The organism is Quadrisphaera sp. DVD1 (assembly GCF_058932755.1).
In genome coordinates, this window is sequence record NZ_JBZYWI010000119.1 from 1 (window position 1) to 9,704 (window position 9,704).

The window sequence follows — 9,704 nt, forward strand, 5'->3', positions numbered from 1 at the left end:
CGCCGTGGACGCGGAGCAGGCGCTGTGGGTGCCGGTGGACCCCACCACCGCCTCCCGGGTGGTGCACAACCTCCTCGACAACGCCCTGGCGGCCGCCGGCCCCCGCGGCGAGGTGCTCCTGCGGGTCCGCGCGCACCCCCACGTGCCGGCCGGGGCGGACGGCGAGGAGCCGGCCGGAGCGCGCCTGGAGGTGCACGACGACGGCCCCGGCCCCGGGCCGGGCGGCTTCGCGCGCCCCGGGGGCGCCGGCCTGGACGTCGTGCGCGCCCTGGTGCTGCCGGTCGGCGGCTGGCTGACCCTGGGCCGCTCTTCCCTGGGCGGGGCGTGCGCCGCCGTCACCCTGCCCTGCGCGCCGGCGCTCCCCCGGCAGGGCTGATGGCCCGCATCCTGGTCTGCGACGACCACGTCGTCTTCGCCGAGGCCCTCGCGGTGGTGCTGCGCGGCGGCGGGCACTCCGTCACCTCGACCACCAGCGTGCGCGAGGCCGTGGCGCGGGCGGCGGTGGAGGCGTTCGACCTCGTGGTGATGGACCTGGGGTTCTCCGGCGACCGGGACGGGCTGTCGGCGACCCGCTCCCTCGTCGCGGCGCACCCCGAGGTGCGCGTGCTCCTGCTCACCGCCACCGCCGACCGGCGCCTCGTCGGCCAGGCGGTGGACGCCGGCGCCGAGGGCGTGGCGACCAAGGACCAGCCCCTGGCCGAGGTGCTGAGGGCGGTCTCCGAGGTCGCCGCCGGAGGCTTCTACTGCGCGCCGCACCTGCTGCGCGAGGCGCTGCGCCCCCCGTCACCGGCGACCGACCTGGCCCACCTGAGCGCCAGCCTGCTGACCCCGCGCGAGCGCGAGGTGCTCGCCCGGCTGGTGCAGGGCGCGACGACGACCCAGATGGCCGAGGCGATGGGGATCGGCCCGGCCACGGTGCGCACGCACGTCCAGGCGGTGCTGACCAAGCTCGGGGTCGGCTCGCGCCTGGAGGCCGTGGTGCACGCCGTCGCGCACGGCCTGGTGGAGGCGCCGGCCCACTCGGCCGCCACGACCAGCTGGTCGTGAGCCGGCGCCACCGCCCTCAGCGGGCTCAGCGCACGTGCGTGCGCAGGAAGTCCGTCGCCCGGGCCCAGGCCAGCTGCGCCGAGGCCTCGTCGTAGCTCTCCCGCTCGTCGTTGACGAAGGCGTGCTGCGCCGGGTACCAGTGGACCTCCGGCACGACACCGGACTGCACCGCGATCGCGGTGGCCGTCGCCACGACGGCCTCGCGGGGGACGCTGCGGTCGAGCTCGGCGTAGTGGCCCTGCACGGCCGCCCGCAGCCCGGAGTAGTCGGTCGTGCTCGGGTCGGGCACGCCGTAGAAGGGCACCGCGGCGCTGACCCGCTCGCCCTGCTGGGCCGCGAGGGTGAGCACGAACGACCCGCCCATGCAGAAGCCGATGACCCCGACGGTGGAGGAGGTCACGGCGTCCAGGGAGAGCAGGTGGTCCACCGCGCCGGCGAGGTCGCGCCCGGCCCGGTCGACGGGCATCTCCCGCATCATCGCCATCGCCTCGGCGCCGTCGTGGGTCGTCGCGCCGCCGTAGAGGTCCGGTGCCAGGGCGACGAAGCCCTCGGCGGCCAGGCGCCGCACGAGGTCGGCGACGTGGGTGGTCAGCCCCCACCACTCCTGGATCACCACGACGCCCGGGCCGGTGCCGCCCGGGGGCAGCTCGAGGTAGCCGTGCGCCTCGTGCCCGTTGCTGGGGAAGGTCGTGTTCTGCTGCGCCGCGCCGGCGGACCGCTCTGCCATGCGCCTCACTGTGGCACGCTCCCGCGGTGCTCTCCCGCACCGGCCGCTGGGTCGGCACGCACCCCCTGGCCGTCGTCGTCGCCTGGGCGCTCCTCGTGGCCGCCGGCGCCGGCGCGGCCCTGGGCGCCTTCGGCAACGAGGGCCTGTTCGAGCGCCTGGGCAGCGGCGCCTCCTCGGTGCCGGGCGAGGCGCAGGACGGCTCCGACCTGCTCGAGGAGCGCGACCCGAGCGGCAGGTCGGTGCTCCTGCAGCTCGACGGGCTGGGCCCCGCGGGCGCCGCCGGGCCGGGAGTGCAGGCGGTCCTCGGTGCCGGCGCCGCGGACCTCGCCGCCCTCGACGGCGTGGTGGAGGTCGCCGCGCCGCTGGCCGCGGCCGGTCCCGCCGCCGGGGCCCTGACGAGCAGCGACGGCACCTCCGCCCTGGTCACGGTGGCCCTGGACCCCGCTCTGTCCGAGGCGTCGGGCGAGGCCGCGGCCGCGGCGGTCGGCGTCCGCCTCGAGGCCCTCGCCGCCGACGTGGCCGAGGCCGCCCCCGGCGCCAGCGGCAGGGTCGGCAGCGTCGAGGGGCTGGTCGACGACGTCAACGCCCAGGTGCAGGAGGACCTGCGCACCGGCGAGGCGGTCGCGCTGCCGCTGAGCCTGCTCGTGATGGTGGTCGTCTTCGGCGGCTTCCTGGCCGCCGGGGTCCCGGTCGTCGGCGCGCTGGTGACCATCGGCGGGGGCCTGGCCGCCCTGCTCGGCTTCTCGCACCTCATCGACCTCGACGCCTCGGTGGTCAACGTCGTCACCGTGCTGGGGCTCGGCCTGTGCATCGACTACGGCCTGCTCGTCGTCTCGCGCTACCGCGAGGAGCTGCGCGCCCTCGGCGCGGCGGGGCAGCCGGCGACGGAGCGCGCGGTGCGCACCCGGGCCCTGGAGGCGACCCTCGCCGCCGCCGGGCGCACGGTGGTCTTCTCCGCCGTGACCATCGCCGTCAGCCTGTGCGGGCTCCTCGTCTTCCGCGCCGACATCCTGCGCTCGATGGGCCTGGCGTCCTTCTCCGTCGTCGTCCTGGCGCTCCTGGTCGCCCTCACCCTCGTGCCGGCGCTGCTGGCGCTGGGCGGCGCCGCGCTGGCGCGCCCCGGCCTGGCCACGCGCGTGCCGGGACTGAGGGTCCTCGCGCGGCGCACCGGCGACGTGGCGCCCGAGGAGGGCCGGTTCTCGGCCCTCGCGCGGCGCGTGCAGCGCCGGCCGTGGGCGGTGCTGGTCGGCGTCAGCGCGGTGCTGCTCGTGGCGGCCAGCCCCGTGCTCTCGATGCAGCTGCGCTCGGACGGCGTCCAGCTGCTCCCCGTGGGCAACCCCTCGCGGGAGTTCTTCACCGACCTCGCCGAGCGCTTCCCGGCCGCCTCCTCGCCCGCGGTCACCGTCGTCGCCGAGGCCACGCCCGCCCAGGTGCAGGCCTACGCCGCCGAGGTGGCGGCGCTGCCCGGCGTCGCCTCGGTGGACCCGCCCACCGCGGTGGGCGACCTGGTCTCCCTCGGGGTGCGGGTGGACGGCGACCCGCTCGGCGCCGGCGCCCGCGACGTCGTCGCCGACCTCCGCGAGCAGCGCCCGGAGTTCCCCACCTGGGTGACCGGGCAGGCGGCCGCCGTCGTCGACTTCACGGCCGAGCTGACCTCCCGGGCGCCGTGGGCCGTGGCGCTCGTCGTCGTGGCGACCTTCGCCCTGCTGTTCCTCATGACCGGGGCGCTGCTGGTGCCCCTCAAGGCCCTGCTCGTCAACGTCCTGTCCCTCGGCGCCAGCCTCGGCGTGGTCGTGTGGGTCTTCCAGGAGGGACACCTGGCCGGGCCGCTGTCCTTCACGCCCACCGGAGGCGTCGAGACGTTCGTCCCGCCCCTCGTGCTCGCCTTCGGGTTCGGCCTCGCGATGGACTACGAGGTGTTCCTCCTCGCCCGGATCCTCGAGGCCCGCGAGCGCGGCGCCCGCACCGACGCCGCGGTGGTCGTCGGCCTGCAGCGCTCGGGGCGGATCATCACCTCCGCGGCCCTGATCATCGTGCTGGTCTTCGCCGGGTTCGTCGCCGGCGACCTGCTCGCGATCAAGCAGGTCGGCCTCGCGCTGGCCGTGGCGATCGCCGTGGACGCCACCCTCGTGCGGATGCTGCTCGTGCCGGCCGTCATGACCCTGCTCGGCGAGCGGAACTGGTGGGCCCCCGCGCCGCTGCGCCGGCTCCACGCGCGGCTCGGCGTCCGCGAGCACGGCTGAGCACGGCTCGGCGTCCGCGAGCACGGCTGAGCACCCGGCGCCCCGGATGTCCGGTTCGCGACGTACCGTCGAGCCGTGACGCCGTCCCCGCGCTCCGCATCCCCGTCCGCTCCCCCCTCCGCGGCGACCCTGGGCGCCCTGCGCGCCAGCGGCCACGTCGCCCGCTCGGTCAAGGCCGAGGTGCGCGAGAACCTGCTCTCCGCGATGCGCGAGGGGCGCCCCCGCTTCCCCGGCATCGTCGGCTTCGAGGACACCGTGCTGCCCGAGCTCGAGCGCGCGCTGCTCGCCGGCCACGACGTCGTCCTGCTCGGTGAGCGCGGCCAGGGCAAGACCCGCCTGATCCGCTCCCTCGTCGGCCTCCTGGACGAGTGGACGCCGGTGATCGCCGGCTCCGAGCTCGGCGAGCACCCCTACGAGCCGATCACCCCGGAGTCGCGCCGCCGGGCCGCCGAGCTCGGGGACGACCTCCCGGTGGCCTGGCGGCACCGCAGCGACCGCTACGCCGAGAAGCTGGCCACCCCCGACACCAGCGTCGGTGACCTCATCGGCGACGTGGACCCGGTGAAGATCGCGCAGGGCCGCACGCTGGGCGACCCCGAGACGATCCACTACGGCCTCGTGCCGCGCACGCACCGCGGCATCTTCGCGGTCAACGAGCTGCCCGACCTCGCGGAGCGGATCCAGGTGTCGCTGCTCAACGTGCTCGAGGAGCGCGACGTGCAGGTGCGCGGCTACACCCTCCGCCTGCCGCTGGACGTGCTCGTCGTGGCCAGCGCCAACCCCGAGGACTACACGAACCGCGGGCGGATCATCACCCCGCTCAAGGACCGCTTCGGCGCCGAGGTGCGCACCCACTACCCGCTGGCGCTGGAGACCGAGGTGGCCCTCGTCGCCCAGGAGGCCGACCTGGTCGCCGAGGTCCCCGAGCACCTGATGGAGGCCGTGGCCCGCTTCACCCGGGAGGTGCGCGAGTCGCCGGCCGTGGACGCCCGCTCGGGGGTCTCGGCGCGGTTCGCCGTCGCCGCCGCCGAGACGGTGGCCGCCGCCGCGCTGCGCCGGGCGGCCCTGACCGGCGACGAGCCGGTCGCCCGGGTCGGCGACCTGGACTCCGTCGTCACCACCCTGCGCGGCAAGGTCGAGTTCGAGGCGGGCGAGGAGGGCCGCGAGGACGACGTCCTGGCGCACCTGCTGCGCACCGCCGTCGCCGGGGTCTTCCGCTCCCGCCTGGGCGGGGCCGACCTGTCGGGCTTCACCGCGCTGGTGGCCGACGGCGCCACGGTGGCCACCGGCGAGCTGGTCCCCTCCCGCGAGCTGCTCGCCCAGGTGGGCACCGTCGCGGGGCTGGCCAAGGTGCTCGACCGGCTGGGCTTCGGCGAGGCCCCCAGCGCCGCCCAGGCCGCCTCGGGCGTGGAGACCGTGATGGAGGGCCTCCACCTGACCCGGCGCCTGGGCAAGGACACCGTGGCCGCCACCGGCGGCGAGCGCACCGTCTACGGGGGCTGAGCATGGCGGCAGAGGGCGGGCGCGGCGGGCGCGACCGGCGGGTGCGCGGGTACCGCTACGGCGCCTGGGCCGGCGGGGCGGACCCGCTGGCCCCGCCCTACGACGTGCGCGCCGCCGTCGACGCCCTCGGCGAGGACGTCATGGCGGGGCGCAGCGTGCGCGAGGCGCTGCGCGACCTGCTGCGCCGGGGTGGCCCCGACCAGCAGGGGCGCCAGCGCAGCGGCCTGGACGCCCTGCGCGAGCAGGTGCGCCGCCGCCAGGAGGCCCTGCGCGCCTCCGGCGACCTGGCCGGCTCCCTGGAGCGGGCCCGCGAGCGCCTGGCCGAGGCGCTGGACGCCGAGCGGGCCGAGCTGTCGGTGCGCGACGACGACGACGCCCGGCTGCGCGAGGCCCAGCTGGACGCGCTCCCCCGGCGGACGGCGTCCGCGGTGCGCGAGCTGGCCGACTACGACTGGGCCTCCGCGCAGGCCCGGCAGGCCTACGAGGAGCTGCTGGCCGAGCTGCGCGAGCAGGCGCTGCGGGCCCAGCTGCCCGGGCTCGGGAGCCAGCAGGGCGGCGAGGACGGCGGCGAGGGCCAGCCGGGCGGTGGCGCGGCGGACCTCGCGGCGACCAAGGAGCTGCTCGGTGACCTCAACGCCCTCCTCGCCGCCCACGCCCGCGGCGAGGACGTCACCGGCGCCTTCGAGCAGTTCATGGCGAAGCACGGCGACGCCTTCCCCGAGCAGCCCGCCGACGTGGACGAGCTCATCGACCTCCTCGCCCAGCGCGCCGCCGCCGCCCAGCGCCTCATGCGCTCGCTGTCGAAGGAGCAGCGCCGGGAGCTGGCCGCGCTCGTGGCGCAGGCGATGGAGGACGCCGACCTGGCGGCGGAGGTCTCCGCCCTCGGGTCCCACCTGCAGGACCTCCGTCCCGGCACCTTCGTGGGAGGCCGCTCCCGCGAGCGCTTCACCGGGTCCGAGCCGCTCGGCCTCGACGAGGCCACCGGGGCGCTGGCCGAGCTCAGCGACCTCGACGACCTCGACGACGCGCTCGCCCAGGACCACGCCGGGGCGTCCCTCGACGACGTCGACGTCGAGGCCGTCGAGCGCCAGCTCGGCCCCGGCGCGGCCGCCTCGGTGCGGGCCCTGGCCGAGCTGGAGCGCGAGCTGCGCCGGCAGGGCTGGGTCTCCGGCAGCGGCAGCGGCGACCTCGAGCTGACGCCCAAGGCGCTGCGCCAGCTCGGGCAGAGCGCCCTCGCGCGCGTCTTCGCCGACCTGCGCTCGGTGCGGCGCGGCAGCCACGACGAGCGCTCGGCCGGCACGGCCGGCGAGCCCACCGGCACCTGGCGGCAGTGGCAGTTCGGCGACGAGCAGCCGGTGGACGCCGTGGCGACCGTCACCCGGGCGGTGCTGCGCACCGCGGCGGCCGGCGACCTGGCCGGCGGGGTGCACCTGGGCCCCGAGGACTTCGCCGTGACCGAGACCGAGCGGCGCGGTGGCGCCGCGGTCGCGCTCTGCGTCGACATGTCGTGGTCGATGTACGCCGAGGGCCGGTGGTCGGCGATGAAGCGGACGGCGCTGGCGCTGGCGCACCTCATCGCCACCCGCTACCCGCAGGACGCGCTGCAGATCATCGGGTTCGACCGCTACGCCCGCACGATGAGCACCGCCGAGCTCACCTCCGCCGAGCCAGCGCACCTGCAGGGCACCAACCTCGCGCACGCGCTGGCCCTGGCGCGCCGTCACGTGGGCCGCCACCCGTCCTCGGCGCCGGTGGTGCTCGTCGTCACCGACGGCGAGCCGACCGCGCACCTCGAGGACGACGGCGAGGCGTGGTTCGACTGGCCGACCAGCCCCGAGACGCTGCGCCGCACCCTCGCCGAGGTCGACGCGCTCACCCGCTCGAGGATCGCGGCCAACACGTTCCTGCTCGGCGAGGACCCGGGCCTGCGCCGGTTCGCCGACGCGCTGGCCCGCCGCAACGGCGGCCGCGTCTTCGCCCCCTCGCCCGACCGCCTCGGGGAGTACGTCGTCGCCGACTACCTGCGCGCCCGCTCCCCCGGCGCGGGGCGGCGCGCGGGCTGACGACGCGGTCGGCGGCGCCCGCGCCTCAGAACCACACGGCCTTGTCGACGACGCGGTGCAGCGGCTCGCCGGCGGCGAACCGGCGGGCGCCGTCGAGCAGCACCGCGTAGCGGCGCTCGTCCAGGTGCGGGCCGACGGCGGCCACGTGCGGCGTGATGATGGTGCGCGGCGCGTCCCACAGGGGGTGCGCGGCCGGGAGCGGCTCGACCTCGGCGACGTCCAGCGCCGCCCCACCGAGGTGGCCGCCCTCCAGCGCGGCCACGAGCGCGTCCAGCGACGTCGTCGCCCCGCGCCCGATCGTCACGTAGAGGCCGCCCGCCCTCATCCGGGCGAAGCGGGCGGCGTCGAAGAGACCGACCGTGGCCGGGGTGTGCGGGAGCGCGTTGACGACGACGTCGGCCCGGCCCAGCAGCTCGTCGAGCGCGTCCGGGCCGCGCAGCTCCGCCACCCCCGGCGGGGGCTGGGTGCGGCGCGCGTCCACCCCCAGCACGCGCATCCCGAAGGCGGCGCACAGCTGGGCCACGCGGGCGCCGATCCCGCCGACGCCGACGACGAGCGCCGTCGCCTCCGGCAGGTGCAGGACGTCGGCCTCGCCACCGGAGCGCCGCCACTCGTGCCGGGCCTGCTGGGCGGCGTAGACGTCCAGTCGGCGGGCCAGGGAGAGCACGCAGGCCATCACGTGCGTACCGATGTGGTCGTCGTAGATCCCCGCGAAGTTCGTCACCTGGACCGGGTGCTCGACGAGCTCGGGGAAGAAGTAGCCCTCCGGCGGGTTCGCGGCCGGCGCCTGGAGCCAGCGCAGGCGGTCGGCGGCGGCCAGCAGCTCCGGCGTCAGGGTGCCGAACGCGGCGTCCGCGGTCGCCAGGGCCGCGGCGACGTCGCCGTCCCCGGGCACGACCGCCCGCCAGCCGGGGGCGTCGTGCTCGAGCCGCTGCGGCCAGTCCCGGGGGTCGGCCTGCTCTCCGGGGACGAAGACGATCGTCGGCACGGGTCCTCCTGGGTGCGTGTGGCGCGGGCGGGTGGGTACTGCCCCGCCATGACCAACCCACGCCACAACGGGTTCACCTCGGTCGCCGACCAGACCGAGGACCAGCGGGGCGGCCCGGGCAGCATCCTGTCGAGGCAGAGCGCCGACCACGCCGACCTCGACGCCCTCATGCGCGCCTACGACGCCGAACCGGACGCCGACGCCCGGGGCAGGATCGTGGCGGAGCTGAGCGAGCGGGCGCTGCGCCACGCCTTCGCCGAGGAGACGGTGCTCTTCCCGGCCTACCGCAAGCACCTGCCCGGCGACCGCGACGAGCTGACCGCCCACATCGAGGGCGACCACCAGCAGATCAACGAGATGCTCAAGGACCTCCAGCGCGCCGACCCGCGCTCCGCGGGCTACGACGCCGAGGTCCGCCGCGCCTTCGCGGTGATCCGCCACGACGCCCACGACGAGGAGGACGACCTGCTGCCCCGGCTGCAGCAGGTGGCCGGCGTCGAGGAGCTGCAGGCGATCGGTGCCGCCTGGGAGGCCGCCCGGCTGGGGTCGCCGACCCGGCCGCACCCGAAGATCTCCCGCCACCCCCCGGGCAACGTCGTCGCGGGTGCCGGGCTCGCGCTCTCCGACCGGGTCAAGGACGCCTTCGACTCCCTCGCGCCGATCGGCAGCGCGCGTCGCGCCGCGTGCCAGGGCGCGGTCGCGGGCCTGGTCGGCACGGTGGTGATGACCGCCGGCGAGAAGGCGGAGCAGGCGCTGACCGGCCGGCCCGACTCCCACGTCCCGGCCCGGACGCTCCAGCGCCTCCTGGGGCGGGCGGACGCGCGCGACAGCGACGCGTGGAACCACACCATGCACTGGGGCACCGGGGTGGTCCTGGGCGTCGTGCGCGGGCTGGCCGGGCGCGCGGGCCTGCGCGGGATCGGGGGGTCCCTGGCCCACGCCGGTCTGCGCATCGGCTTCGACCACGTGCTGGAGACCGCCACCCGGGTGGAGCGCTCGCCGCTGAGCTGGCCGGCGCGGGTGCTGGCCGTCGACGCCTACCACAAGACCGTCTACGCGCTGGTGACCGGAGCGGTCGCCGACTGGCTGCTGGCCCGCAGCCAGCACCCCGCCCGCGGCGCCTGAGCGCGGGC

Annotated in this window: 8 protein-coding genes; 6 read left to right on the forward strand and 2 right to left on the reverse strand. The window is 77.1% G+C overall.

Annotation, left to right across the window (positions count from 1 at the left end; genetic code table 11):
* The coding region (locus AC5FZL_RS12725) for an ATP-binding protein (RefSeq protein ID WP_493619162.1) at positions 1-376 on the forward strand (376 nt) is incomplete at its 5' end.
* Positions 376-1,047 (forward strand): response regulator, encoded by a 672-nt coding sequence (locus AC5FZL_RS12730; protein ID WP_493619164.1) that lies wholly within the window; start codon positions 376-378, stop codon positions 1,045-1,047. The genes AC5FZL_RS12725 and AC5FZL_RS12730, both read left to right, overlap by 1 nt.
* Before the next feature lie 25 nt (positions 1,048-1,072).
* Here the strand turns inward: AC5FZL_RS12730 and AC5FZL_RS12735 are convergent, their stop codons facing one another.
* Positions 1,073-1,774 carry a dienelactone hydrolase family protein gene (locus tag AC5FZL_RS12735; RefSeq protein ID WP_493619166.1) on the reverse strand — a complete coding sequence of 234 codons (702 nt, stop codon included), beginning with the start codon at positions 1,772-1,774 and terminating at the stop codon, positions 1,073-1,075.
* Positions 1,775-1,800: 26 nt separating this feature from the next.
* Here AC5FZL_RS12735 and AC5FZL_RS12740 point away from each other — a divergent pair, with 26 nt between their 5' ends.
* The 3 genes from AC5FZL_RS12740 (at position 1,801) to AC5FZL_RS12750 (ending at position 7,583) form a co-directional block, all read left to right on the forward strand.
* Entirely contained in the window at positions 1,801-4,017 is a 2,217-nt protein-coding gene (locus AC5FZL_RS12740; RefSeq protein WP_493619168.1) for an MMPL family transporter, read from the forward strand.
* Positions 4,018-4,092: 75 nt separating this feature from the next.
* Positions 4,093-5,520 (forward strand): sigma 54-interacting transcriptional regulator, encoded by a 1,428-nt coding sequence (locus tag AC5FZL_RS12745; protein ID WP_493619170.1) that lies wholly within the window; start codon positions 4,093-4,095, stop codon positions 5,518-5,520.
* Positions 5,521-5,522: 2 nt separating this feature from the next.
* Positions 5,523-7,583, forward strand: a complete 2,061-nt coding sequence (locus AC5FZL_RS12750) for a VWA domain-containing protein (RefSeq protein ID WP_493619172.1) — start codon at positions 5,523-5,525, stop codon at positions 7,581-7,583.
* 25 nt (positions 7,584-7,608) lie between these two features.
* Here AC5FZL_RS12750 and AC5FZL_RS12755 read toward each other — a convergent pair whose 3' ends face one another.
* Positions 7,609-8,571 carry a D-2-hydroxyacid dehydrogenase gene (locus AC5FZL_RS12755; protein ID WP_493619174.1) on the reverse strand — a complete coding sequence of 321 codons (963 nt, stop codon included), beginning with the start codon at positions 8,569-8,571 and terminating at the stop codon, positions 7,609-7,611.
* 48 nt (positions 8,572-8,619) lie between these two features.
* Between AC5FZL_RS12755 and AC5FZL_RS12760 the strand changes: the two genes are divergently transcribed.
* A complete protein-coding gene (locus AC5FZL_RS12760) occupies positions 8,620-9,696 on the forward strand; it encodes a hemerythrin domain-containing protein (protein WP_493619176.1) in 1,077 nt (358 codons plus the stop codon).
* Positions 9,697-9,704: the final 8 nt, after the last annotated feature.